Source organism: Roseateles sp., assembly GCF_019237615.1.
Lineage (GTDB): Bacteria > Pseudomonadota > Gammaproteobacteria > Burkholderiales > Burkholderiaceae_C > Pelomonas.
Window position 1 is genome coordinate 1 of sequence record NZ_JAFAGT010000004.1, and the last position, 25,186, is coordinate 25,186.

At 67.8% G+C, this 25,186-nt stretch carries 18 protein-coding genes; 8 read left to right on the forward strand and 10 right to left on the reverse strand.

Annotated elements, in window-relative coordinates; genetic code table 11:
- Both JOY88_RS01070 and JOY88_RS01075 read left to right on the forward strand, forming a co-directional pair.
- On the forward strand, window positions 1-258 hold a 258-nt coding region (locus JOY88_RS01070; protein ID WP_293499592.1), incomplete at its 5' end, for a TonB-dependent receptor.
- A 65-nt stretch (window positions 259-323) separates the two neighbouring features.
- Window positions 324-2,399, forward strand: coding sequence for an alpha/beta hydrolase family protein (locus JOY88_RS01075; protein WP_293499593.1), 2,076 nt, complete (start codon window positions 324-326; stop codon window positions 2,397-2,399).
- Between the two features lie 31 nt (window positions 2,400-2,430).
- Here the strand turns inward: JOY88_RS01075 and JOY88_RS01080 are convergent, their stop codons facing one another.
- The 3 genes from JOY88_RS01080 to JOY88_RS01090 all read right to left on the reverse strand — a co-directional run bounded on the left by JOY88_RS01080 (window position 2,431) and on the right by JOY88_RS01090 (window position 8,884).
- On the reverse strand, window positions 2,431-5,739 hold the full coding sequence (locus tag JOY88_RS01080; protein WP_293499594.1) for a PAS domain-containing hybrid sensor histidine kinase/response regulator: 3,309 nt from the start codon (window positions 5,737-5,739) through the stop codon (window positions 2,431-2,433).
- A gap of 110 nt (window positions 5,740-5,849) precedes the next feature.
- The gene (gene pyrF, locus JOY88_RS01085; protein ID WP_293499596.1) at window positions 5,850-6,653 is read right to left on the reverse strand and encodes an orotidine-5'-phosphate decarboxylase; all 804 of its coding nucleotides are present in this window, start codon (window positions 6,651-6,653) and stop codon (window positions 5,850-5,852) included.
- Window positions 6,650-8,884 carry a putative bifunctional diguanylate cyclase/phosphodiesterase gene (locus tag JOY88_RS01090; protein ID WP_293499597.1) on the reverse strand — a complete coding sequence of 745 codons (2,235 nt, stop codon included), beginning with the start codon at window positions 8,882-8,884 and terminating at the stop codon, window positions 6,650-6,652. Before JOY88_RS01090 ends, pyrF begins: the two co-directional genes overlap by 4 nt.
- 76 nt (window positions 8,885-8,960) lie before the next feature.
- Here JOY88_RS01090 and JOY88_RS01095 point away from each other — a divergent pair, with 76 nt between their 5' ends.
- Entirely contained in the window at window positions 8,961-9,470 is a 510-nt protein-coding gene (locus tag JOY88_RS01095) for a GNAT family N-acetyltransferase (protein WP_293499598.1), read from the forward strand.
- 1 nt (window position 9,471) lies between these two features.
- On the opposite strand, the gene purB is transcribed toward JOY88_RS01095, so the two are convergent.
- Genes purB through JOY88_RS01110 form a run of 3 tightly spaced genes read right to left on the reverse strand, consistent with a single transcriptional unit; the run spans window position 9,472 to window position 13,115 of the window.
- Entirely contained in the window at window positions 9,472-10,860 is a 1,389-nt protein-coding gene (gene purB / locus JOY88_RS01100) for an adenylosuccinate lyase (protein ID WP_293499600.1), read from the reverse strand.
- 33 nt (window positions 10,861-10,893) lie between these two features.
- Complete coding sequence (locus JOY88_RS01105) at window positions 10,894-11,919, reverse strand: M48 family metallopeptidase (RefSeq protein ID WP_293499602.1); 1,026 nt, start codon at window positions 11,917-11,919, stop codon at window positions 10,894-10,896.
- The gene (locus JOY88_RS01110) at window positions 11,919-13,115 is read right to left on the reverse strand and encodes a YjgN family protein (protein ID WP_293499604.1); all 1,197 of its coding nucleotides are present in this window, start codon (window positions 13,113-13,115) and stop codon (window positions 11,919-11,921) included. Before JOY88_RS01110 ends, JOY88_RS01105 begins: the two co-directional genes overlap by 1 nt.
- Before the next feature lie 189 nt (window positions 13,116-13,304).
- Between JOY88_RS01110 and JOY88_RS01115 the strand changes: the two genes are divergently transcribed.
- Window positions 13,305-13,928 (forward strand): glutathione S-transferase family protein, encoded by a 624-nt coding sequence (locus tag JOY88_RS01115; RefSeq protein ID WP_293499606.1) that lies wholly within the window; start codon window positions 13,305-13,307, stop codon window positions 13,926-13,928.
- Between the two features lie 4 nt (window positions 13,929-13,932).
- Here JOY88_RS01115 and JOY88_RS01120 read toward each other — a convergent pair whose 3' ends face one another.
- Window positions 13,933-15,090 (reverse strand): NAD(P)/FAD-dependent oxidoreductase, encoded by a 1,158-nt coding sequence (locus JOY88_RS01120; RefSeq protein WP_293499608.1) that lies wholly within the window; start codon window positions 15,088-15,090, stop codon window positions 13,933-13,935.
- An 18-nt stretch (window positions 15,091-15,108) separates the two neighbouring features.
- Between JOY88_RS01120 and JOY88_RS01125 the strand changes: the two genes are divergently transcribed.
- The 4 genes from JOY88_RS01125 to JOY88_RS01140 all read left to right on the forward strand — a co-directional run bounded on the left by JOY88_RS01125 (window position 15,109) and on the right by JOY88_RS01140 (window position 19,199).
- Window positions 15,109-15,993, forward strand: coding sequence for a DMT family transporter (locus JOY88_RS01125; protein ID WP_293499610.1), 885 nt, complete (start codon window positions 15,109-15,111; stop codon window positions 15,991-15,993).
- 69 nt (window positions 15,994-16,062) lie between these two features.
- Window positions 16,063-16,725: a glutathione S-transferase family protein gene (locus tag JOY88_RS01130; RefSeq protein WP_293499612.1), complete on the forward strand. Its 663-nt coding sequence runs from the start codon at window positions 16,063-16,065 to the stop codon at window positions 16,723-16,725.
- 10 nt (window positions 16,726-16,735) lie between these two features.
- The gene (locus JOY88_RS01135) at window positions 16,736-18,214 is read left to right on the forward strand and encodes a CYTH and CHAD domain-containing protein (RefSeq protein ID WP_293499614.1); all 1,479 of its coding nucleotides are present in this window, start codon (window positions 16,736-16,738) and stop codon (window positions 18,212-18,214) included.
- Window positions 18,215-18,695: 481 nt separating this feature from the next.
- The gene (locus JOY88_RS01140; protein ID WP_293499616.1) at window positions 18,696-19,199 is read left to right on the forward strand and encodes a hypothetical protein; all 504 of its coding nucleotides are present in this window, start codon (window positions 18,696-18,698) and stop codon (window positions 19,197-19,199) included.
- A 325-nt stretch (window positions 19,200-19,524) separates the two neighbouring features.
- On the opposite strand, the gene JOY88_RS01145 is transcribed toward JOY88_RS01140, so the two are convergent.
- The 3 genes from JOY88_RS01145 to JOY88_RS01155 are packed head-to-tail and all read right to left on the reverse strand — an operon-like array spanning window position 19,525 to window position 25,167.
- Complete coding sequence (locus JOY88_RS01145) at window positions 19,525-21,303, reverse strand: hypothetical protein (RefSeq protein ID WP_293499618.1); 1,779 nt, start codon at window positions 21,301-21,303, stop codon at window positions 19,525-19,527.
- Between the two features lies 1 nt (window position 21,304).
- Window positions 21,305-24,367: a hypothetical protein gene (locus JOY88_RS01150; protein ID WP_293499620.1), complete on the reverse strand. Its 3,063-nt coding sequence runs from the start codon at window positions 24,365-24,367 to the stop codon at window positions 21,305-21,307.
- Entirely contained in the window at window positions 24,364-25,167 is an 804-nt protein-coding gene (locus JOY88_RS01155; RefSeq protein WP_293499622.1) for a hypothetical protein, read from the reverse strand. The genes JOY88_RS01150 and JOY88_RS01155 overlap by 4 nt, the downstream gene beginning before the upstream one ends.
- Window positions 25,168-25,186: the final 19 nt, after the last annotated feature.

Genomic DNA, 25,186 nt, shown 5'->3' on the forward strand with positions numbered 1-25,186 from the left:
CCGACGTCCACGGCCTACAACCCGGACACGAGCATCTACAAGCTGAACACGCCTGACTACTTCCTGCACTCGGTGTCGCTGTCCTACAGCGACTCCGTCAGCAAGTGGAAGACCACGGTCGGCGTGCGCAACCTCGCGGACAAGACCCCGCCGTCGATTTCGTCGGGCTTCAACAACCGCGTCGGCAATGCGCCCCTGTACAGCGGCTACGACTACCTGGGCCGTCGCTTCTTCATGAACGTCTCCAAGACGTTCTGATCGGCTAGCGATCCAGTCGCCCTGGCAACCTCGGTTGCCGGGGCTTTTTTTTAGGTGCAGTCCCCATGAAAAACCACTTGAACCCCAGCAGCCTCCTACGGGCTCTCGCCGGCGCGCTGCTGGCGGCCGGGCAGGCGCTGGCGCCTGCCCAGGCGGCCTCGGCGGAGGCTCCCATCCGCGTGCCCAGCGTGCAGACGCTGGCGCAGTTCCCGGGCATGACCGGCTTCCGGCTCTCGCCCGACGGCAAGCACATGCTGGCCATCCAGAGCCAGGGCGACAGCCGCAGCATCCTGGTCTGGACGCTGGCTGACCCGGCCGCCAAGCCGACGGTCATTGGCGCCACGAGCATGCAGATCCGCAGCGCTTCGTTCCTGAAGAACGACATGCTGCAGGTCGTCATGTCGCAGCCCTATGACCTGCGCGCCGACGGGGTCACCAAGACCTTCATCAGCAAGCTGCTGTTCACCGACCTCGAGGGCAAAAACTGGGTCGAGCCCATGGCCTCCACGGACATCGCCCGCACCGATATCGCGAAGAAGCAGGCGGCGCTGGCCAACCCCCGGGTGCTGAACCGGCTGCTGTCGGACCCCGACAGCGTCGTGCTGGAAAGCGACAGCCGCGGCGAGAGCCGCGACGTCTTCCGCTACAACCTGCGCACCGCCAAGGCCACGCGCATCATGCGGCTGGGCGAGTCCGACATGGGCGTGCATGTCAACGACGCCGGCCAGCCCTGGGCCAAGTTGCGCTCCGGCAGCGACGGCAAGGGTGCCTACATCGCCCTCGACTTCCGCGACAGCGGCGGCGAGTGGCAGGAGCACTTCCGCAGCCATGTGAAGGACCGCGACGTCGTCGATGTGGTGGCTCCCGGCGTCAAGCCCGGCACGGCCGTCATCCTCAGCAACGTGGGCCGCGAGTTCGCCGGCCTGTACGAGTACGACATCGCCAACCGCAAGATCGGCGAGACGCTGTTCGAGCACAAGTACTTCGACGCGACCGGGGTGCTCTCCATACGTGATGACCGCGGCCCCGGCGAGGACGGCTTCGACGGCTTCGAGTTCGACGGCCACCAGGGCCTCGACGATCTGTGGGTCGATCCCAAGACGGAGTCCATCGTGCGCGGTGTTGCGCAGGCCCTGGGCATCAAGGAGGTCCAGCAGGAACTCGTCGGTGTGGCCAGCGGCGAGCGGGCTCAGATTCCCGCCTTCGATGGCGTGTCCGTGCAGGTCGTCGAGGCCAGGTCCGGCGCAACGCCGACCTACCTGATCCGCGTCAGCGGCCTGTCCTACCCGACCGAGCACTACCTGTTGCGCGGCCAGGGCATCCAGTTGCTGGCCAAGGAGTATCCGGACATCGACAAGCGTGCTCTGGGCAGCTCGCGCTTCGTCTACTACAAGGCGCGCGACGGCCTCAACATCCCGGCCTACCTGACCTTGCCCAACCCGCAGCTTTGCGGACCTGGGCCCTACGCCGCCGTCGTGCACCCGCATGGTGGTCCCTGGGCGCGCGACAACATGCAGTACGACGGCTCCGGCTGGGTGCCGCTGCTGGTGTCGCAATGCCGCGTCGTGCTGCGCCCGCAGTTCCGCGGCTCGGCCGGCTGGGGTCGCACGCTGTGGTTCGCGGGTGACCGCGAATGGGGCCAGAAGATGCAGGACGACAAGGACGATGGCGCCAAGTGGCTGATCAGCGAAAAGCTGGCCGACCCCAAGCGCATCGCCATGTTCGGCTTCTCCTATGGCGGCTACTCGGCCTTTGCCGCGTCGGTGCGCCCCAACGGCCTCTACAAGTGCGCCATCGCCGGCGCCGGCGTGTCCGACATCGAGCGCATCTGGGCGAAGTTCTTCACCAATCCGTTCTTCCAGCAGCGCCAGGAACCCACCGTGCGCGGCCTGAGCCCGCTGACCAAGGCCGACCAGATCGAGATCCCGATCATGGTCTACCACGGCGACCGCGACCAGACCGTGCCGCTGATCCAGTCGGAGCTCTTCGTCGACAAGGCCAAGGCGGCCGGCAAGCCGGTGGAATACCACGTGCTGAAGGACTACGCCCACGGCCCCGCCTGGACGCGTCAGACCAATGCCGATCAGCTGAACCTGATCAGTACCTACCTCGGCTCGGGCTGCGGCAAGGACGGCCTCTGATCGGCTGATCAGCCCTGCCGCGACCGCCGCTTCAGGCCTCGCGACCTCCGATGAGCCTCAGCAGCGTCTGGTGCAGCTTGGGCGTGTCTATGGGCTTGGTCAGGAAGTCGTTCATGCCGGCGGCTAAGGCGTCGTCGCGCTCAGAGACCAGCGCCGCCGCCGTCAGCGCGACGATGGGCAACTGCTCGGCGGAGAAATGCCTGCGCAGCTCGCGGGTCGCGTCATGCCCGCCCATGACGGGCATCTGCACGTCCATCAGCACGACGTCGAAGGGCTTGCCGACGCTGGCCGCCGCCAGCACGGCCTCGATGGCCTGGCGGCCGTCGCTGGCCTGGGACACCTCCATGCCCCATTGCTCCAGCTGGGCGACCGCGATCAGCATGTTGACCGGGTGGTCCTCGGCGACGAGGGCGCGCCGGCCGTGCAGGGCGTCGCTTGTGCCGGGGGCGCGGGTTTCGCGCGGCTGGTGGGTCATGGGCGCCGGCGCGGCGGGCAGCGGCAGCTCGGCCCAGAAGGCCGAGCCCTTGCCCGGCGCGCTGTCGACGCCGACCTCGCCGCCCATCAGCGTGGCCAGCTCGCGGCAGATGGACAACCCAAGGCCCGTGCCGCCGAAGCGTCGCGTCGTCGACTCGTCGGCCTGCGTGAAGGGCTGGAACAGGCGGCCCTGCTGCTCGGTCGCGATGCCGGGGCCGGTGTCACGCACCTCGATGTGCACCCACTCGCCGGCGCTGCCGCGGGCGTTGACGGCCATCGCCCGGATACCGACGGTGATACCGCCGGACTGGGTGAACTTCAGCGCATTGGTCAGGTAGTTGGACAGGATCTGGCGCGTGCGCAGCGGGTCGCCGAAGATCCAGGCCGGCAGGGCCGGGTCGATCTCCACGGCGAAGCTCAGGCCGCGCGCCTGCGCCAGCGTCAGGTAGGCCAGGCGGATGGACGCCAGCAGTTCGCGCAGCGAGAAGGGCTGGGTCTCCAGCGTCAGACGCCCGGCCTCGATCTTGGACAGGTCCAGGATGTCCGAGATCAGGCCGGACAGGCTCTCGGCGCTGTCCATCATCTGGTTCAGGTAGTCGCGCCGCTGCGTCTCGGAGATGTCGTGCTGCTGGGCCAGGCGGCCCAGGCCCAGCAGGCCGTTGAGCGGTGTGCGGATCTCGTGGCTGGTGTTGGCGAGGAAGGCGCTCTTGGCGCGGCTGGCGGCCTGCGCCTCGTCCTTGGCCTGGGCAAGCTGGCCCTCGACGCGGCGGCGCTCGGTGACGTCCTCGATGATCCAGATGGTGCCGCCGCGGCTGGGGTGGGCCGGGTCGACGGCCTGGGCGAGCAGGCGGGCCAGGAACGTGGAGCCGTCGCGCCGCCGCATCGTGCGCTCGGTCTCGACCTGCTCGCCGGCGGCCAGCGCGGCGCCGAGATCGCGGCCGACCGACTGCCAGTCCTCCACGCTGGGCCAGACGACGCTGCCATGCTGACCCAGCAGCGTGCCGCGCTCCCAGCCGAACATGGACTCGATGCGCGGGTTGGCCAGCACGAACTGCTGGTCGCGCGTCAGCGCGATGCCGATGGAGGCGTTCTCCAGGATGGCGCCGTGCACGAGGCGGGTGCGCTCGCTCTCGCTGACGTCGCGCGCATACAGAACGAGGTAGTTCTGGCCGTCCATCTCGAAGGGAGCGACGGACACCAGCATGGAGACCGCACTGCCGTCCTTGCGGCGGAAGCTGATCGGCATGTTGCTGGCGGTGCCGTCGCGGCGGATGGCTTCGCGCACGGCGGCGCGGTCGGCCGCGTTGTGCCAGATGCCGATCTCGTCGGACGTGCGGCCCAGCACCTCGGCGTTGTCCCAGCCGGTGAGCGCCTCGAAGGCCTTGTTGACCATCGCGTAGCGGCCGCTCTCGGCCTCGGTCAGCGTGATGACGTCGGGGCTGGTGGCCACCAGGTGCGACAGCAGGCCTTCCGAGCGGCGCAGTGCTTCCTGCGCCCGGCTCTGCTCGGTCTGGTCGGTGAAGAAGGTCAGCGTCGCCGGGCCGGAGGCGGTCTCGACGCGCACGCTGGTGGCCTGCACCCGGCGGCGGCGGCGTGAGAGCGTGCGCAGCCGGTACTCGGCCATGGGCTGCATCGCGCCCGGCGCCATGCCCTCCAGCCTCGCAGCCTGCTGGCGCGCGCTCTCGTCGTCGCCTGGTTCGTAGTGGCTGAACAGGTCCTGGCCGATCATGCTGGAGCGCTGCGCGTAGCCGAACATGGCCATGGCGGCCGGGTTGGCGTCGACGACGCGGCCCCAGCGGTGCAGAACCAGCGGGCTGGGCGAGCGGCGGAACAGCTCGCGGTAGCGCGTCTCGGTGGCCTGCACGGTCTGCTCGGCGGCGACCTCGCCCGTCACGTCGCGGCCCACGCCCCAGTAGCCGCGGAAGTTGCCCTGCGCGTCGAAGCGCGGCTCGCCGCTGATGGAGACCCAGAGCGTGCTGCCGTCGCTGCAGGCGCGGCGGGCCAGCATGCCGTGGAAGGGGCGGCGCGATTCGAGGTCGGCGCGGTGGGCATCGAGCTCGTCGTCCGACAGACCCATGTGGTCTATCTCCCAGGGCGTCTTGCCCAGGCAGGCCTGCTCGTCCAGGCCGGAACTGCCGGGCCGCTCCTCGGCGACATGGGTGAAGCGGTACTCGCGGTCCATCTCCCAATACCAGTCCACCGCCATGCCCAGCAGGCCGCGGAAGCGCGCCGTGCGCTCCTCGGCCTCCAGCAGCGAGCGCTGCACCATCCTCAGCAGCCCGACGCCGGCAATCAGGCCCGCAACGAGCAGGCTGAACTGCATGCCGGCGCGCAACGCCAGGTTGCCCATGGCCATGGGGTGTGTGATCCAGCCCATGGCCTCGGCGGCGGCCAGCCCGGCCAGCGCGCCGCCGGCCAGTGCGGTGAGCAGCAGGCCCGCGCCCAGACCCAGCATGCCAGTGGCGAAGGTGACGATCAGGCCTGCGGCCGTCAGGCCTGGCGTCCACAGGCCGAGGTCGCGCGACACGGCGACGGACACCGGCAGCGCGATGACGAGGGCCATGATCAGCAGCGCGACGGCCGGTCGAGGCTCGTGGCGAGGCCGGCGCGACAGCGTGAGCAGGCGCAGGAAGGCCAGCAGCGAGATCAGCGCCGCCAGCAGTGGCGGCAGCCAGCCGTCCAGCCATTCGTCGGGCTGGCGGCTGTGCCAGAGCAGGGCCGCCACGGGCAGGAAGATGGGGCCGCAGGCCAGCAGGAAGACACGCGCCGCATGCCAGCGCATGCTGGTGGTCAGCCGCATGCGCTGCTGTTCGGGCGGCGCTGCGGGGCCGACGAGGCTGCTGATGTCGTCGCCGGCGCGGGGCATGTCAGTGCCGCCCGGCCGCCCGAAGGCGCTGACGCGCCCCCTCGCGGGGCTGTTCCTGGCGAAGGGCCGAGCCAGGCAGCGAGTGGAGCGAGCGGGGGTGCAGGCGCATCTCAGCTCAAGGCTTGCCGGGTGGCTTCGGCGACGGCGCGGGCGCGTGCGGCGAAGTCGGGACCGCCGCTGGCGTAGAGGATGGCGCGCGACGAGTTCACGACCAGCGGCGCCACGCGGCCCGCGGCCTGCACGACGGCCGCGGCGTCGCCGCCCTGGGCGCCGACGCCGGGCACCAGCAGCGGCAGCGTGGGAGCGAGCTCGCGCACGCGGGCGATCTCGCCGGGGTAGGTGGCGCCGACGACAAGGCCCAGCTGGCCGTTGCGGTTCCACTGGGTCTCGGCGAGGTGGGCCAGGTGCTCGAACAGGCGCGGCTGGCCTGGCACGTCGGCCAGGCGTTGCATCTGCCAGTCGTCGCCGCCCTTGTTGGAGGTGCGGCACAGCAGGATGGCGCCCTTGCCCTCGTAGGCGAGGTAGGGCTCGACGCTGTCGAAGCCCATGAAGGGTGACAGCGTGACGGCGTCGGCCCGGTAGCGCTCGAAGGCCTCGCGGGCGTACTGCTCGGCCGTGGAGCCGATGTCGCCGCGCTTGGCGTCGAGGATGACGGGCACGTCGGGTGCGACCGCGTGGATGTGGGCGATCAGGCGCTCCAGTTGGTCCTCGGCGCGGTGGGCTGCGAAGTAGGCGATCTGCGGCTTGAAGGCGCAGACGAGGTCATGCGTCGCGTCGACGATGGCGGCGCAGAAGTCGTAGAGCTTGGACGCATCGCCGGCCCAGGCGCCCGGCAGCCTGCTGGGCTCGGGGTCGAGGCCGACGCAGAGGCGGGACGAGGAGCGGGCTTGGAGCTGGGCAACAAAAGTCTTCATGTCAGGGCGAAGGTGGAGAGGGGGGCGCTGCGGGTCAGCACGAAGTCCGCAAAAGCCTCGGCCGGCAGCGGGCGGCTGAACAGATAGCCCTGCACGGCCTGGCAGCCCTGGCGACGCAGGAACGCGAGTTGGCCCTCGGTCTCAACGCCCTCGGCCAGCGTCTGCAGGCCCAGTGCGCCGGCCATGCGGATGACGGCGTCGACGATGGCGCGGTCCTCGGCGTCGTCGGTCAGGTCGCGCACGAAGGACTGGTCGATCTTGAGCTTGCCCACGCGGAAGCGCTTCAGGTAGCTGAGCGACGAGTGGCCGGTGCCGAAGTCGTCGATGGACAGCTGCACGCCGCGCGCATGCAGCTCGTTCATGACGGTGATGGCGACGGCCGGGTTGTCCATCGCGGCGCCTTCGGTCAGCTCCAGCTCCAGCCGCCGGGCCGGCATGCCGACCTCATCGAGCACGCGGCCCACCAGCGCGGGCAGGTCGTTATGGCGGAACTGCACGGCCGACAGGTTGACGGCCATGGTCAGCTCTGGCAGGCTGCTGCGATCCCACCGCTGCAGTTGCGAGAGCGCCTCCTTCAGCACCCATTCGCCTATGGGCAGGATCAACCCGGAGGTCTCGGCGACGGGGATGAATTCCGCCGGCGATACCCAACCCAGCTCGGGGTGGTGCCAGCGCAGCAAGGCCTCGGCGCCGACGATGTGGGTCTCGCCGTGTGCATCAAGCGCGAACTGCGGCTGGTAGTGCAGGCTGAGCTGGCCGCGCTCCAGCGCGCGGCGCAGCGCGTTCTCCAGCTGCAGCGCGCGCGCCGACTGGGCCTGCATCTCGCTCGTGAAGAAGCGGTAGGCGTTGCGGCCGTCGCGCTTGGCGCGGAACATGGCCGCGTCGGCGCATTTGCACAGCGTCTCGAAGTCGTCGCCGTCGGTCGGGAACATCGCGATGCCCATGGACGGCGTGACGGTCAGCTCCTGCGCATCGACCTGGAAGGGCGCGCTTGCCAGCGCCATCAGCTTGGTGGCGAGGTGGGCGGCGCCGGCAATGTCGGTCAGCGGCAGCACCAGCACGAATTCGTCGCCGCCCATGCGGGCCACGGTGTCCTGCTCGCGCACGGCGCCGCGCAGCCGGGCGGCGAGCTGCGTCAGCAGGCTGTCGCCGACGCGGTGGCCCAGCGAGTCGTTGACGTTCTTGAAATGGTCCAGGTCCAGGAACAGCACGGCCAGCGGCTCGTCGCTGCGGCGCGCGATGTCGATGGCCTGGCTGGCGCGGTCGGCCAGCAGATGGCGGTTGGGCAGACCGGTCAGCGCGTCGAACAGGGCCAGGCGCTCGGCGCGCGCCTCCGCCGCCTGCTGCTCGGCGATCTTGAGCTCCAGCGCCGCGACGGTCTGGCTGAGCTGCTGGGTGCGCTGCTCCACCAACGCCTCCAGTTGCACCTTGCCCTGCACCAGCTCCAGCTCGGCCTGCTTGCGGGCCGTGATGTCCTGGGTGATCCAGATGGAGCCGCGCGACAGGTCGCTGCGGTCTATGGCCTTGCTGCGCACCTCGCAGTAGATGGCCGTGCCGTCCTTGCGGCCCAGCAGCATCTCGGCGTGGAAGGAATCGCCGCGCGACAAGGGCTCGTAGCAGGCGTCGCCGGCGGCCTTCCAGTCCTCGTCGCTGAGGTACCAGGCGCTAGACAGCTGGCCGTTGAGCTCGCCGGGCCCGTAGCCGAACAGCTGCTCGAAGGCGCGGTTGCAGCGCGTCACCCGGCGGCCGCGCAGGAAGACGATGCCGACCATGGCGTGGTCGAAGATGAGCTGCTGCTCGGCGTGCAGGTCGGCCAGCGCGGCGTCGGCCTGCTTGCGCTCGCTGATGTCGTCGACGATCCAGATCGAGCCGTCCGCCGGGTCGTCCGCGTTGATGAGACGGCCGGTCAGGTGGGCCCAGAAGCGCTCGCCGTTCTGGCGGCGCATCATCTGCTCGCCGCGGAAGGTCTCGCCGATGGACAGCACCGGGTAGGCACGGGCGCCCAGGCCGCGGGCGTCCTGTGCGCTCTCGTAGAGCTCGTGGCTGCTGCGGCCTATGGCGGCCTCGGGGCTGTCGAAGCCGTAGATCTCTGCGTAGCGCTGGTTGCAGCGCACCAGCGTGCGCGCCTTCACGAAGACGATGCCGACGCCTGCATTGGCCAGGATGACGTCCAGCTCTCGCAAGGCTTGGCGAAGCGCGGGGTTGTCGCTGGTGTCGGGCGCGAGGCTCATGAAGCGGCTAGGCGGCGGCGGCGGTGGTCTGGTCGTCGGGCAGGGATTGGAGCATGACCGGTTATTGTCCGGCCTCATGCACATCCTCATCACCGAACGCTTGGCGCTGCGTGAATTCACACCGCTTGACGCGCCCTTCCTGCTGCGCCTCGTCAACGAACCGGGCTGGATTCGCAACATCAACGACCCCGGCGTGCGCAGCGTCGATGACGCGCTGGCCTGGGCCGAGGGCCGGCTCTTCAAGGCCTATCGAGAACTGGGTCACGGTTTCTGGGCCATGCAGCGGCGCGAGGACGGCGAGCTGGTCGGCATGTGCGGGCTGTTCAAGCGGGCGGCCCTGCCCGAGCCCGACCTCGGCTATGCGCTGCTGGCCGAGCACGAGGGTCGCGGCTATGCGCTTGAGGCGGCGCGGGCCTGCGTGGCCCATGCGAAGACGGCGCTGGGCTGGCGAACGCTGATGGCCATCACGGCACTGGGCAACCAGCCCAGCGTGGCGCTGTTGCTCAAGCTGGGCTTCGTCGAGCAGGGCCAGGAACAGCTGGAGGGCTACGACGAGCCCTCGCGGGTGTTCCGGCTGAGCCTCTAGGCTAGACGCGGCGGGCCAGGTCTTGCGCCAGGCCCGTGTAGGAGCCGGGCGTCAGCTTCAGCAGGCGGGCCTTCTCGGCCTTGGGCAGGTCCAGGCCTTCGATGAAGGTCTGGATCAGCTTGCGCGTGATGGCCTTGCCGCGCGTCAGCTCCTTGAGCTGCTCATAGGGGTTGGGCAGGCCATGGCGGCGCATGACGGTCTGGATGGGTTCGGCCAGCACTTCCCAGGCAGCGTCGAGGTCGGCTGCCAGCGCGGCCTCGTTGACCTCCAGCTTGGAGAGGCCCTTGGCCAGCGAGTCGTAGCCCAGCAGCGCGTAGCCCAGGCCCACGCCCATGTTGCGCAGCACGGTGGAGTCGGTCAGGTCGCGCTGCCAGCGGCTCACCGGCAGCTTCTGGGAGAGGTGCGTCAGCACGGCGCTGGCCAGGCCGAAGTTGCCCTCGGCGTTCTCGAAGTCGATGGGATTGACCTTGTGCGGCATCGTCGAGCTGCCGATCTCGCCGGCCTTGGTCTTCTGCTTGAAGTAGCCCAGAGAGATATAGCCCCAGACGTCGCGCGCCCAGTCGATCAGGATGGTGTTGGCGCGCGTGAAGGCGTCGAACAGCTCGGCCATGTAGTCGTGCGGCTCGATCTGTATCGTGTACGGGTTGAAGCTCAGCTTCAGCTGCTTCTCGATGACGACCTTGGAGAAGGCCTCCCAGTCATGCTTGGGCCAGGCCGACAGGTGGGCGTTGAAGTTGCCGACCGCGCCGTTCATCTTGGCCAGCGGCTTCACGGCGGCAATGCGGGCGCGCGCCGCCGTCAGGCGGGCGACGACGTTGGCGATCTCCTTGCCCACGGTCGTCGGGCTGGCCGTCTGGCCATGGGTGCGGCTCAGCATGGGCACGGCGGCGAACTGGTGCGCCATCTTGCGCAGCGTCGCGACGATGCCGTCCAGCGCCGGCAGCATGACCTCGTCACGCGCCGCCTTCAGCATCAGCGCATGGCTGGTGTTGTTGATGTCCTCGCTGGTGCAGGCGAAGTGCACGAACTCGGACGCGGCCAGCAGCTCGCCGTGCACGGACGTATCGCCCTCGAAGCTGCGCTTGATCCAGTACTCCACGGCCTTCACGTCGTGGTTGGTCGTGCGCTCGATGGCCTTGATCTCCTCGGCGTCGGCCTCGCTGAACTTCTTCACCAGGCGGCGCAGGCGCGAGCGGGCCGCCGCCGACAGCGGCTTGAACTCCTTGAAGCCGGCATCCGACAGCGCGATGAACCATTCCACTTCGACCTGCACGCGGCGGTGCATCAGCCCGTACTCGGACAACAGCGGACGCAGCGCGGCCACCTTGGCGGCATAGCGGCCGTCCAGCGGCGAGAGGGCGCTGATCGGGTTGAAGTCGGTCGTGGTCATGGCGGGCCGGCGGGTCGTGGAAAACCCGCAATTCTAGTTTTCGCTGAAGAAGCGCACCCGCTGCGCGTCCGCAGGGTGGGTGGAGATCGCGATGGCGATGGGGTTCTCGTCCACCACCGCATGCCGCTTCGCGATGCGCTCGAAGAAGACGGCCATGCGCGAGGTGTCCACGCCGCCGGCGCGCGCCAGCTCGCGCGCATAGAAGTCGGCCTGGCGCTCGTTGTCGCGCGAATAGGCGCTGCCGGCCAGCACCGCCGGCGCGGCGGCCAGGAGCGCCGAGAAGTCACCGACGATGACGGACGCGACGACGCTGATCGTGCCGGCGTGCAGCATCAGCCGCAAGCCGTGGCGGTAACGCACATGGCCCAACTCATGGGCCAGCACGGTCAGCGCGGCATCGGGTTCGTCGGCCAGCAGCTCCAGCAGCGCGTCGGTCACGACGACGTCACCGCCCGGCAGCGCGAAGGCATTGGGCCCCAGCCGCTCGCCGCCATCGCGGAAATGGATCTCGAAGCGCGCCGGCATGGCGGAGCTGCCGTTGGCACGCGCCTTCGCAAGCATTGCTTCCCAGCGTTGCAGCCAGGCCAGCTGGCTCGCGGCCGGCAGCTTGCTGGGTTTGAGCCACTCGGCGTCCAGGCCTTCGAGCAGGCGCTCGCCGATGGTGCGCTCGGCGGCTGGGGGCAGCGCATCGACGGCCGTGTTCACCGCCCAGGGCAGGCCCCATCGATAGCCCGCGGCCAGCATGGCGACGAGCAGCAGCAACGACAGCCCCGCCAGGCGCCAACTCTGCTGCCACCGCACGACGACGCTGTCACTGCGGCCCGAGGTGTGCGCCCAGGCATCAAAGGCCTCTGCGTCGGCAAAGCTCAGCACGCCGCCGCCGGGCAGCAGGATCTGGCGCTGGCCGTGGCGCTGCCGCTCCGGCCAGGTCACTTCGGCGAGCGGCGCGCTCCGCTCGCCGAAGTGCAATGTCGCGCCGTCCAGCCAGGCCTCCACGGGCCGGGCGCGGGCGCTGCGGCCGTCGAACCAGTCGGCCGCGATGCGGGATGCACCCTCCATCACAGCCCCATGTCGATGCCGAAGAAGTCGCCAGCGATGTCGCCGGTGGCGTCGGCATGGCCTGCTTGTGCGGCGGCCACCCAGTCGGCGGGATCTTCGTCGCAGCCTATGCTCACGGCTTCCAGCCGCAGGCGCGCCGTGGCCACGGCGGCGAAGGGCCGGTACAGGCTGAGCGTCAGCGCGGTCAGCAGCCAGTTCTTCAGCGTCAGGCCGCAAAGGGACCTGAAGCTCAGCCGGCTGCGAAACCCCAGGGCCTCGCTACGCGTGCCGTTCCACACCAGGTCCTGCATGCGCGCCGCGCCGTAGGGCATGACGATGGCGAACATCAGCAGATAGGCGAGCAAACCGCCGACGCCCGAGATCAGGATGCCCAGCGTGCGGTACGGCCCCGTGGCCATCGTGTACGCCAGGCCCGCGAAAAGTGCCACCAGCGCGATCGCGGCGAACGTCGGAAGCAGTGCGACGCCGATGGTCTTCAGGGCCAGCAGATAGACCCTGGAGACCGGTAGATCGACGCGGCCGCGCTGGTCTGCGATGCGGTAGCCGTTGTGCTGGTAACGCTTGAACAGCGCAAGCGACAGCGGCGACATCAACAGCATGATGCCCATGGCGAACAGGCTGGTCGAGGCGTAGGCCGCCAGGGCCGCCCGGTCGGCAACCGTGTCGCCGCTGGCGTGCGGCATCATCAGGCGCGACCACGCGACGATGGCGATCAGCGGCAGGTACAACGGCGCGCACGCCAGGTAGGCGTCCTTCAGCGAGCCCTCGAAGCGCATGCGCAGGCCACGCCAGCTCGTGTTGCCGAGGCGGAACTGCAGCGACGCGCGCCACAGCGCCGGCCAGACGGCGCACAGGATCAGGAAGGCGATGAACGCCACCGTGGGCGAGAGGCGCCCGGCAAGGCTGTACGCGCCCATCATCACCACCAGCAGCACGAAGCCACGGAACATCTTCCACGGGTCGCCGTGGAAGCTCAGCGCCTGTCCATCGACCAGGGTGTTTGCATAGAAGTAGCGGATGCGCCGCGCCTTGGCGAAGGGCAGGTAGAGCCCCAGCGTGACGAGGATGAGCAGCAGATTGACCGCCCAGATGCGGAAGTACTCGCTGCCCGAGCCCGTGAAGCGGATCTCGAGCACGCGCGGTGCGGAGGGCAAGGGCGCGGGGGGCGCGGCCTGGTCGGTATCGGTGTCGAGCATGGAGTCTCCCTTGATGGGCCGTCGTCTGTCGCGGCGGGCCGGGCAGCACTGTGGCGGCCACCCGCCGGGCTGGCAAGCCCCGCGTGAGGTGGCTGTCGGGCCCAGCCGACAGGCCTCGTTCACGGGTCGTTCGCCGGGGGCGCTGGCTAGAATCGTTTCGACTTTTGATGCCCGTGTTTGCCTATGACCATGAAGTTGATCGGATCTCTCGCCAGCCCCTATGTGCGCAAGGTGCGCATCGTGATGGCCGAGAAGAAGCTCGATTACCAGTTGGTGCTGGAAGATGTCTGGGGCAGCGACGCCATCCTCAAGATGAACCCGCTGGGCAAGGTGCCCTGCTTGGTCATGGAAGGCCAGGATTCGATCACCGGCGCGGTGTTCGACTCGCGCGTCATCGTCGAATACGTGGACACGCTGTCGCCGGTGGGCAAGCTCATCCCCGAGCGCGGCCGCGAGCGTTGCGAGGTGCGCACCTGGGAGGCGCTGGCCGACGGCGTCGTCGATGCGGGTGTCCTCGTGCGCCTGGAGCGCACCTGGGCCCAGCGCCCGCCTGAGCAGCGCAGCCCTGCCTGGATAGATCGCAACCTGACCAAGGTCAACGCGGGGCTGGCCGCGATGAGCCAGGGCCTGGGCGATAAACCCTGGTGCTCGGGCAGCCATTTCTCGCTGGCCGACATCGCGGTCGGCTGCGCCCTGGGCTGGCTGGAGTTCCGCTTCCCCGAGATCGGCTGGCGCGAGACCCATCCCAATCTGGCTCGCCACATGGACAAGCTGGCCCAGCGTCAGAGCTTCATCGACACCATCCCTGCCTGAGGTCTCAGATGATGTTGGCCTCGTGGAGGGGCCGGCCATCGATCAGGCGCTGCGGCGTCAGCGCGGCGATCAGCGGCGCGTCCATGCCGGCGATCAGGCGCGCCATCGAGTGACCGACGGCGGGCGATTGCTGCATGCCATGGCCCGAGAAGCCGCAGGCCGCGAAGGCGTTGGCATAACCCGGCAACCGACCGGCGATGCCGTTGTGGTCGAAGGCGTTCATCTCGTAGTAGCCGGCCCAGGCCGAGCGCAGCCGTAGCGCCTGCAGCGCCGGCACGCGCGCCGCCAGCGCGGGCCAGAGCCGCTCCTCGAAGAGGCCATGGTCGATGTCGTGCAGCGGCGGCTCGTCGGTGTCCGCGCCGCGCGGCGGGCCACCGGCCAGGATCAGCCGGCCCTCCGTGCGGAACCAGACGCCGCTCGGGTCGATGACCAGCGGGCAGCCGGGCAGGGCGGCCGGCGTCTCCAGCACGAAGACGTCGCGCTTCTTCGCCGCGACGGGCAGGTGGCAGCCCAGGGCCTGGCCCAATGGCGCGCTCCAGGCGCCAGCCGCGATGACGAAGGCGTCGCCGCCGATGCGCGTGCCGCCGGCGCAGCGCACGCCGGTCACGAGGTCGCCGCGGCGCTCGAAGCCCAGCGCTTCGGCCTGAATGAAGCGTGCGCCGCAGGCTCCAGCCTTGCGTTGGAAGGCGCGGTGCAGCGCGGGGCCGTCGAACCAGCCTTCGCCGCTGAGGCCCAGCGAGCCGAGTGCGAGGTCGTCGACGGCCAGCCACGGGAAGCGGGCCGCGAGCTCCGCCGGGCTCAGCAGCGCGACGTCGACGCCTTCGGCGCGCTGCACGGCATGGACCTGACGCAGCGTTGCGGCGCCGGCCGCCGTCGCAAGGTAGAGGTAGCCGGGCTCGACGAGGCCCAGGGCTGGGCGGTCGTCCGCCGTCGCCAGCTCGCTCGGGGCGCGGCGCAGGAACTCGATGCTCCAGCGTGACAGCGCCATGTTGACCGGCTGGGAGAACTGCTGGCGGATGGAGCTCAGCGACAACGAGCTGGAGGCCCGCGCATAGCTGGGGTCGCGCTCGACGATGGTCACGGCGGCGCCGTGGTCGCGAGCCAGGAAACATGCGGTGGCGGCGCCCATCACGCCGCCGCCGATGACGGTCACTTGGAGCATGCTGGCAGCATAGAGGGCATGCGCCAATCCCATCTCGACCCCCGTGCCGTTGTCCTGCTGCTGCTGTGCTGCCTGTTGTGGGGCATCAACCAGGTGGCCGCGAAGGCGGCGCTGACCGAGATCTCGCCGCTATGGCAGGCGGGGCTGCGCTCGCTGGTGGCGGGCCTGCTGGTGTGGCTGTGGTCGGCCTGGCGCGGCATCCGGCTGTTCGAGCGTGACGGCAGCTTCGCTGGCGGCCTGCTGGCTGGCCTGCTGTTCGCGGGCGAGTTCGCCTGCATCTTCATCGGCCTGCAATACACCAGCGCGTCGCGCATGGTCGTCTTCATCTACCTGGCGCCCTTCGTCGTCGCGCTGGGCATGCCGTGGATCGCGCGCGGTGAGGCGCTGTCGGCGCGGCAGTGGGTGGGCCTGGTGGTGGCCTTCGGTGCGATGGCCTTCGCGTTCGCGGAAGGTTTCTCGGCGCCGGGCACGCCCCTGCAGTGGTGGGGCGACGCCCTGGGCGTGGCCGCCGCCGTGCTGTGGGGCGGCACGACGCTGGCCATACGCGCCACGCGGCTGGGCGCGGCGCCTGCCGAGAAGACGCTGCTCTACCAGCTGGGCGTGTCTGCGCTGGCGCTGTGCGGCGCGGCGGTCTGTGCCGGCGAGGCGCTGCCGCTGCACTGGTCGCCGCGCCTGGTGGGGCTGTTCGGCTTCCAGGCCGTGGTCGTGACCTTCGCCAGCTACCTGGCCTGGTTCTGGCTGGTGCGCCACTACGCGGCCACCAAGCTCGCCGTCTTCACGCTGAGTACGCCGCTGTTCGGTCTGGTCGCCGGCGCCTTGCTGCTGGGCGAGGGCATCAGCGCCCGCCTCGTCGTGGCGCTGGCAGCGCTGGCGGCGGGCATCGTGCTCGTCAATCGGCGCTGATGTCGCCACCGCGCCAGGGGCGCCCGGCGTACCCTGCATAGACTGCACGCCTGCATCCAGGAGACAGCCATGATCACCCTCTGCGGCATTCCGCTCTCGAACTACTACAACAAGGTCAAGCTTGCCCTGCTCGAGAAGGGCATCCCGTTCGAAGAGGAGTACGTGCAGACGCACTCCGATGACGAGGCGGTGCTGAGCCGTTCGCCGCTGGGCAAGGTGCCTTTCATCAAGACGCCGCAGGGCGCGCTGTGCGAGAGCCAGGTCATCGTCGACTACCTGGAGGCCGCCTACCCCGGCACGCCGCGGCTGATCCCGGCCGACCCCTACCAGGCCGCCAAGGTGCGCGAGCTGATCGCGTATGTGGAGCTGCACCTGGAGTTGGTCGTGCGCGAGCTGTATGCGGAGGCCTACTTTGGCGGGCAGGTCAGCGACGGCACCAAGAAGCGCGTCGCACGCGCGCTGCCCGGCAACATCCAGGCCTTCAAGCGCCTGGCCCGCTTCGGCCCCTACCTCGCTGGCGACCATTTCACGATGGCCGACTGCGCGGGCTGGGTCAGCCTGCCCCTGGTGGGTACGACGACCAAGATCATCTACGGCGAAGACCTGCTGCAGGCCGGCGGCGTGGACTGGAAGCCCTATGCCAAGCTGGTCGGCGAACGCCCGACGGCGCAGCAGGTCGCCGCCGACCGCAAGGCCGACCAGGAGCGCTCGCTGGCAGCCGGCCGCGCCTGAGGGCGCAGTCGTGAGCGACGCGCACGTCGAGATCGAGCTGAAGTTCCTCGTGCCGGCGGCCTCGCGCGCGGCACTGGCCGCCGCGCTGGCGGAGCGCGGCACGGCACGGCGCGTGGCGCTGATCGATGCCTATTTCGACACGCCGGACCTGCGACTGGCCCGCGCAGGACTGGCCTGGCGCATGCGCCGCGAAGGCGCGCGCTGGGTGCAGGGGCTGAAGGCCGCGCGCGGCGGCGCGCTGGAGCGCTTCGAGCACGAGGTCGTCCGCCCCGACGCGAGCCTGGACCCGCGGGCTCATGCCGAGACGGCGCCCGGCCGGCAGTTGCTGGAGATGCTGGCCCAGGCCTGCGCCGAAGGTCAGGACGCGGTCCAGCGCTTCCAGATCCAGCAACGCCGCCTGCTGCGTCGGGTGCGCACGCGCGGTGCCGTCGTCGACATTGCGCTGGACGAGGCCCGGCTGGTGGCCGGCGGCGATGTGCGGTCGTTGCGCGAGGTCGAGTTCGAACTGGTCTCCGGTTCGACGACCGCGATGCTGGACCTGGTCGAGCGCTGGCGGCGGCGCTACGGCCTGGTTCTGGACCCGCGCAACAAGGCCGAGCGCGGCCATGCCCTTGCCGCCGGCCTGGCCGACCCGCCGCTGCGCAAGGCCGCGTTGCCGCGCTACGACGGTGACGCCGGTGCGCTGGACGCTTTCGGCGCTGTCTGCGACGAATGCCTGGCCCAGATCGGCCGCAACGCCATCGGCCTGATCGAAGGCGAGCCTGCGTTGCGCGCCGAGCATGTGCATCAGACACGCGTCGGTATTCGCCGGTTGCGCAGCGCACTGCGCGCCTACCGGGGCTGGGTGGCCGAGCCGCCGGCCGAGCTGGTGGACGGCCTGCGGGCGCTGTTCGCCGAGCTCGGCAAGGCGCGCGACAGCGACGTGCTGGCCGGCGACATCGCCGCCGAGCTGCAGCGGGCCGGCGCGCCGCAGCTGGCCCCGGCTGCGGCGGGCGGCGAGCCTGACCTCACCGCGCTGGTACGCGGCGAGGCCACTCAGCGCCTGCTGCTGGCCTGGATCGCCTGGCGTGTGGGCCTGGAGCCGCTTGCCGGGCCGCAGCAGCCGCTCAAGCGCCTGGCGCGCCGGCGGCTGCGCCGTTGGCACCGGGGCCTGGTCGACGGGTGCCGCCGCTTCGACGAGCTCGAACCCGCGGCCCTGCACCAGCTGCGCAAGCATGTGAAGCGCCAGCGCTACGCGCTCGAGTTCCTTGCCCCGCTGCTGCCGCGCCAGCGCGCCGCCCGCCACCTGCAGGTCCTGGCCACTGCCCAGCAGGCGCTGGGCGAGATCAACGATCTCGTCGTCGCCCGTGACCGCTACCAGGCGAGGGTGGCCGACGACCCGGCCGCCTGGTTCGCCGTCGGCTGGCTGAGCGCCCGCCTCGGCGAGGCACGCGGAACGGCGCGCGCCGCACTGGCCCTGCTGGCCGCCGTCGAGCCGCTGCCGAGCTAGGCCTGCACCGACAGAGAACCGACAGTGTCGGTTTGCGCACATCCCAAAACTGAAAATCGGCCCCGATCAGCCACTTGGCGCTGAACGAGTCAGCGGGCGTTGAACCCGTGTCTCATTCAAGTCTGAACTTTCGGTTTTTCGTTTCGCTCAGCTTTGAACTTTCAGCGCCGACACGGCAGGTCTTCCAGCCTCCTGGCGGTGAGGCTGTGTGCGCAAACAACCGGGCTGCCAGCGACCGCAGACAGCCAGCAGGTGTGAACGCCGCTTGCTGAGGAACTCATTGAGCGCGGTGGCCCACACGGTGATGTTGCGCGCGCATCCTCATGTCTGAGGATGCGCCCCGCAGATCGGCTACCTATAACGAGGCTTGCTTGCGGAACACCGCCCCCACCGCGGGCTGTCGAATCGGCAAAGGCAGTCCCGTGGGTATCAACAGGCCAAGCCACTCATTTGGTCACGACGCCAGTCAAAAGGAGGAAACATGCTCTCTCCAGCGGAAATCGCAGCCGTTGTCGCTGCGACTAAGGGTGCCGTCGACCTTTTCGACAAGTTGGCAGGGCCGATCAAGCGGGTCATTCTGGGTCACCCTAAGTTCGAGCAGGCAGAAGCAAAGGATCAGCGTTGGCGTTTTCGCGTGGAGACCGAGGGAAAGGATGTCGTCGTCAAGGAAGGCGATTACACCCGCCAAACGATCACCGGTGCTGACCTCTCAAAAGCACTTGGTCCCCAGGATCTCGCGCTCGTTCAAACCTACGAACGCAAGATGCAGGACTACTTTGATCTGTGGACCAGCGTCTACGCTGCCAAGGACATGTCGCAAGACCCTCTGGTGAACGCCAAGACGGACGCCCAGTTGAAGAAGCTGATCGGCAACATGAGGGGGGAACTGCTCGGCATCCTCTCCTTCCTACAAAAGATCGGCGTGCATCTTGATGACCACTACATGCATGTTCGTTCCTTGGTCGAGCAAACAGTGCCCCAGTAGCTCCCGCGCGTTCACAGCCACGTTGCGCAAGCCGCATCGACCAGCCCATCCCTCCTGCTCGGCACCGGACATGAGGCAGAGCGCACGCTTACCGCGCCCCATCATCCAAAGATTTCGCCAGCCGAGCACCCCAGTTTTCGCGGTGATCAACACTGCGATAGTTGGGTCGGCGTAGGTCCACCGACGCCGCAGGCTTCACGAAGTATTGCGTCTATGCCTACGAAAGGAAAGCGGGCAGCGAGACATCCTTGTGGCACAGCATCGCTCGTTGCCCTTGAATGTGACGATGGAAACCGTATCCGCTTGCGGATCCGACGAGATGCAGCTAGCGCGAAGGCCGCTGCAAGCATGCGCAACGCAGTACTTGATCGACCGCATCCTTTAGCGGCCTCATGGCCCGATTGACGATATTCCGAATATCGGATTCCGAGGCGCCAACTGTGCAGTGCACGCCGCTCGGTCGTGCAATGCCCCACATGTCTCGCCCCGCAACAGGAGGAGCCGCGCAAACGGCGTCATTGCCAGCGTTTGCTGCTGGACTTGCTGGTAGAGGAATGTATGAAGGGCCGAAGGCCGGTGCGCCTACGGCGATAGTCGCGGCACAAGAAGCGCCGGGATACTGCAGATTGCCGCCAAGGTCCTCAAGTGGCGCGGCCACGTTCGGCGGACCACAAGCAGCAGTCGTGCCGCCGGACAGGATGGTGTTCTGAACGCGTATGGGCAGTGGGCCAGTGGAGCCCCCAACCACAGGCAGCAGAGCGCTGGCGGCGATCCCGGAAATGGCGGGACCATCGTTGTCCGCGATCGTCACATTGATGAATGAGGCCGCCTCGCCTGCGAAGGCGGCACCAGTGGGCGCGACATTTTTGACCAACAACGAGTTGGAGAGCTGCAGCGTTGCATCGCCGGTCTGCAGACTGACGATGGCGCCCCCTGCAGAAGCGGCACGATTGCTGCCGAAGAAGGAGCGACTCAGAACCACGTCGGCCCGCGATGAAAAAAGCGCACCGCCAAACATACTGGCTTGGTTCTCGAAGAACTGGACTGCGGCGCCGATCAGTGTGCGCGGACTCAAAGGAACGCCAGGCAACGCTCCGCGACCAAACGAGATTGCGCCGCCAATGCGCGCCTGATTGCCCTTCAGGGTCACATGATGCAGCTCCAGAACTTGCGGCGGCAACGTCCCGAAGACTTCAAAGCGCAGGCCGATGGCACCTCCGCTTGAGGTCGCGCTATTGCCATTGAATTCGACATCCAGCACATGGACCTTGGTTGCAGCATCACCCACGTAGAGCGCACCGCCATCCTTGGCTTGATTGCCGGTGAAGCTGCTGTGTGCGATAGAGGCATTGCAGTTCACCGTGAGCGCACCACCCGTCCCAGGGCCGCTGTTGCCGGTGAACTGAGAGCCGGTGATGGCGGCCGATGCGCATTGCGACAAATCGGAAGGTCGCTTGTTGCCTTCGAACGTCGAGTCAGCGATCACGACGCCGCCACCGCGCGCTACGAGCGGCGCGCCAAGGTTTCCGGAGAAACTCGAATGCCCGGAGACGGCAATTCGTGGCGCGACGATCACGTCCCGCTCGTTGTTGGTGAACGTACTCCCTGCGACGCTGACGCTCCCCTGGTCGAGAAGCACAGGCGCGTATGAGTTCTCGACAGTGACGCCCGACAAGAACAGATCGAGGTTGCCACGGACCACGTTGCCGCCTTGGAGGTTGGTGATGCCCCCGTCCGGAATCGGGGTCGCGTTCAAGATACGCAAATTGCGCAGCCTGAGCGTGTGCCGCGTGGGAGAGGCGTTTGCAAACATCACGTATGTGGAAGCCGATCCCCCACACCCAGGCGATGCGGGATTACCGCGCAATGCAACCTTGTCGCCGCCGTCAATCTCCGTGTTTGCTGTCAGCGCATGCGAGCAGTTGATGTTGATGGTCGCCGGCGCACCGCAGCTGAACGTAATGCGGCCGCCAGACGCAAGCGCGCTGGCGAGATTGACGCCTGCACCAGATTGAATGTCGGATCCGCACAGAGTGACTGTGCTGTCCGCGTGCGCAGCCTGCACGCAGCACGAAAGGAATATGGCCACGGCGATTCGCAGCATCTCAGTTGTCCGCCGCGGACTTGGGATGATCGCGATCACTGAAGTCGAGCCTTAGGACTCGGAACTTCGTTGGATCAGCAAGGGAGCGTAGCCGTGGGCTGGTGATCTCGACGGTGCCGTTGCCCACGGACCGCATCGGCGTCTGCACCTCTGGGCGCAACAGGGATGCCGAACCGGACCACTCGCCACCCGCAAACGGCCAGGCACCGAGATCGTGCGTTGCCACGTTGTCGACGTGGTAGACGCCCCACGTGTCGCTGTCGGTCTCGTGCCCCCAGCATGAGAACTCGAGCTTTTGTGCGCGCGCCGAGTGGTAGTCGGCCACCATGTTGGTCCCGGCAGCTAGTGCCAGCAGCGCAGTGTTGGCCGACGTGATCTGGTCACGGAACTTCTTGAACAGGTCCTCGCCCGCCGCAGCGCCCGACAACTTGCCGTAGGCATCGGCGTCGATAACTTCGAAGAAGCCGTAGTTGGTGCAGCCTTGGCCTGATGGACAGTCCTTCTTAAATACGACGATGAGCGTGCGCGGTGCACTCTTACGGCCCTTGCAGTTGGTCGTGTCGATGAAGATCCAGGGGGGTGTTGCCACGTCCGCGTCACAGTCGGTAGCCATTGGGCCGAGCTCAATGTTCGTCCCGCACGCGAATCCATCCCATACGCACAGGTTGTTGTCGTAGGTTGCCAGCTTGTTGCCATCGCTGTCGGTATCGACGTCGTACGCGCCTTTGATGCGAATGAACTCGCCGAGCGTGTTGCGCTTCTGAGCGTCCGGTGCCAAGTCGCTTAGGTACTTCGCGTAGATGCCATCGATGGCCGAGCCATCCTGTATAGGCTTCGCCGCGTGGTCGATGATCCACACGGGAGGTGCGCGTCCGGGCCCCGCCAGCTTTTGCTGATCCGCGTAGAGGGTGCGTTGCGCGTCGAGCTTGGGATCGCCAGATAGCGGCTCCCCGAGGAATCCCAGGTCCGGGTCTCGCTGCGCATTGAGGAAGAGCGTGGTGGGGACGCCCGAGCCCCAGTCATCCTTGTGACCATCAATGGCGGCAATGCCGGTCACCGGATACGCCAGCGGCGTGGCGAGGCCGCCAGCCGAAACCAGGTATCCCGCGCCACTCGAGTAGATCTCTTGCGTGGTGTGGCTGATGCGCTGGTAGATGGGCGTGTCGCGGACGATGGCGAGGTCGAGGATGGTGGTCTCTGGGACGAAGGTAGATGTGGCGGCATTGATGACCTCAGCTGCGAACCCACGCGAAGCCTGTCCAAGCGGCAGTTGCTGGGTCTGGCCTGAATACAAAAGGCCCAGCCCGACCTGGTGGTCGGCACCGCCACTGAGGTCGTACATGCCGTTCCACCCGCTGGCTTCGGCGTCGATGGTGGCCGGCAGATCGCTGCGGTGCCGCCGGTACGGCACCATGCGGCGGCCCTGGCTGCTGCCCAGGGCGAACTTCGCTGCCGTGTAGTTGAGCACCAGTTGCGCGGCGTTGCGCAAGTCGCTGTCCGCCATCGTCGGCCGCCCTGGATCGCCGGCAAAGTCGAACAGGTTGCGTATCGACTCGATCGAATGGCGCTGATAGGGGTGTGCGTTGAATTCGATGAAGTCGTGCTGAAGGAAGCCCTGCATTCGCTTTAGCAGCCACGCCTTGATCTCGATGTTGTCCTGGATGTAGGGCGCAGTCATGCCGAGGTCGTTGCCCAGCGTCTCAATGATCAGCTGGTTGTTCAGGTATTTGGTGGTGTTGATGCCGAGCAGGTGGTTCTCTGTCTCGGGAATGTTGATGAGCAGCACACCGACCAGGGCCGCCCCCACGACCGCGGCCGCTGCCGCCATGCCGAGACCAGCACCAAGGCCCGCGGCAATCACCATGCCTAACGCCAGCAGCGCCAACAAGATTGCCAACATCAGCAAGAACCAGCCAAGATCTCCCAGGGCATCACCCGGTGGGTTGCCGTGGCCTCCGCGGTCGATGGCGCGATCCTCGGCAGAACCACTGTGTCCCGTGCTGTTGCCGCACCCAAACCACACGTTGTGGCTATCGCCTTCCAGCCCGCGATCCAACGTTAGCAAGTCGTCGCGCAGGTGTGTGTCCGCGTTCTGAAGAACCTGGCCGTCTGCTGCCAGACCGTATTTGCGAATCAGGAAGGCGATGCGGATGAGGTTGCGCTCGGCCATATCCCAGTCACCGTAGATGGTTCCGAGACCATGACAAGGCGTCCCGTTGGTGCCGGCGCGCTGCTGTTCGCCATCGCGTACTGGGATCACGAGGGAACTCAATCCTTGGGCCGCCTGGCTCAGCAGGCAACTCTGCGATATTGCGAAGTCGATCTGGATGGCGCCACCGCGCACTGGGGTGGTCTTGGCCGGATCGATCTCGGGCCGTCCCTCATCCAGTGGGTCGAGCCGGCGCCAGCCAGCGATCGAACGGTCGGCGGCTGTGCCATCGCTGCCATTTGTTGAGACGAATTCGGTGTGGCATCCTCGCCCTCCGTCAGCCCCGTTGAGGATCTTCTCCTTCAGCGTGCTCAGGTTGCCATTGACTAGCTCGGCCCACAGCATGTCGGCGACCGCTTCGCGTGCCGCCTTCTCAAAGGCTTCCGCGGCGTCCTTCTTCTTCTTGTCGCTGCTGCCTTCGTCGGGAGAGATGCAAGTCGTGGCATCTTTGATGAGGGCGCACACTTCCTTGTTTGCGAAGTCGAGCCAGCGGAACGTGCGGCTGAAGCGGCAACCACCACTGACACGCGCATGCATCTGCGAGTCGACGTGACCTGCTCCCCATTCGATCTTGGCCATGAGGCGCGACGTCGTGTTCTCATCGGCCTCATGCGCCACTCGGTCGCGTGCGAACGCCAGTTGATCGCCACATGCGATCGCCGCCAGCACGGCCTGATTGCGATCGTCCAGCGTGCGAATCGCATCGGTCGCATCGATCGGACTTGGCGGCAGCTTCACCTGATAGTCGAAGTACTGGGGCCCCAGTACCGCAAGCGCAGGCGTTGCCACGGCGCAAGCAACCAGCAAGGTCGTAGCGGCCACCGTACGCAGGCCAACGCGCTTGCGCCGGCTCATAGGGGGCCTCCTGGTGGTGGCGCGAGGGCTTGGTACTCGAGTGCACGCGCAACGATGAAGAGCGCCGCGAGCAGCAGGATCAGCAGATAGAAGAACAGAAGCACAACGGGCAACAGTTCGCGCAGCAAGGCGGTGCAGTAGCGGGCGAGTTCCACTGCTGTCACCCCGGTGTTCGGCGCGTGAGTGGACAACCACCAAGCCAGACTCATTAGCAGCAGCGCAAATATGAGAGTCAGCAGAGCGGCCGGAACCATCAAGAGCGCTGCCACCTGCTGCAGCCTGGCGACGTTGTGTGCCGATGCCTGCCACGAAGCCTTGAGAGAGACGCGCTGCGCCGAAATCGTTGCAGGCCCGGCTAGGCTGAGGCGCGTCATCAACCAAGACAGCGTCAGCAGAGAGATCAGGATTGCAAGGGCCAGCACCAAGGGCGACACCGGAGCAGAAATATGGGTGACCAGAGCCATCATGGCGCCGACAAAAATCATCGCTGCACTGGCCCATGCAAACAGCAGCAGCGCTTTCAGCGCAGCCAGGATTGCGAGGCGCCGCTCGTCAGCGCCGAAACCGACGTAGTACGGTTTGGCAATCGGGACGCCGCGAAGGATGAAGGACCACAGGCCGCCGCACATGATCGATGACAGCAACGACAGACCGGCAAGGAGCAACAGCGCGCTCAGTGCAGCCACCAGACGGTCATACGCGCTAGCTGTCGTGCCATGAAGGCGCTCGAGCAGCGGCACGGCAATGTGCGGCAACAGGGCCCACGCCAGCAGGATCGACAGCAGCGACGGCAGCCACAAGACGCGTAGACACTCGCGC